Here is a 433-nt window from a genome sequence, read left to right as displayed (position 1 = left end):
CTGCCGAGTGACAGAGCGTGAGATGACACTTCCATAATAGCTGTGTCAACATGCTCATCATTCATTTTCTTGAACGTTTTTTGCAGTGTGACGCTTTCGGGCGTTGTATTTTTGACCGGGAATGTCTCATCCCCGATTTTAATGTACATCGTTCCGATTAAACCGGTCTGTCTTCCCGCTTTTTTGAAAATCTCATCAACCATGTGCGTCGTTGATGTTTTGCCGTTTGTGCCGGTGATGCCGATAAGCTGAAGCTGCTTTGTCGGCTGCCCGTAAAACGCGTCAGAAAGAACGCTGAGCGCCCGCTGTGACCGGCGGACGATAATGACAGGAACATCGACGTCAAGCTCTTTCTCGGCAACGATGGCCGCTGCGCCGTTTTCTGCGGCTTTTTGAGCGAAATCATGTCCGTCTACCGTATACCCTTTTATAC

Annotated in this window: 1 protein-coding gene; it reads right to left on the bottom strand. The window is 49.2% G+C overall.

Features of this window, described 5'->3' with window-relative positions:
* On the bottom strand, positions 1 to 433 hold a 433-nt coding region (locus tag ACTD9P_RS30045; protein ID WP_438870486.1), incomplete at both ends, for a Mur ligase family protein.

The organism is Pseudomonas onubensis, assembly GCF_965653655.1.
Lineage (GTDB): Bacteria > Pseudomonadota > Gammaproteobacteria > Pseudomonadales > Pseudomonadaceae > Aquipseudomonas.
Note: the sequence above shows the minus strand (reverse complement) of the source record. Positions and strands in the feature narration are given on the sequence as shown.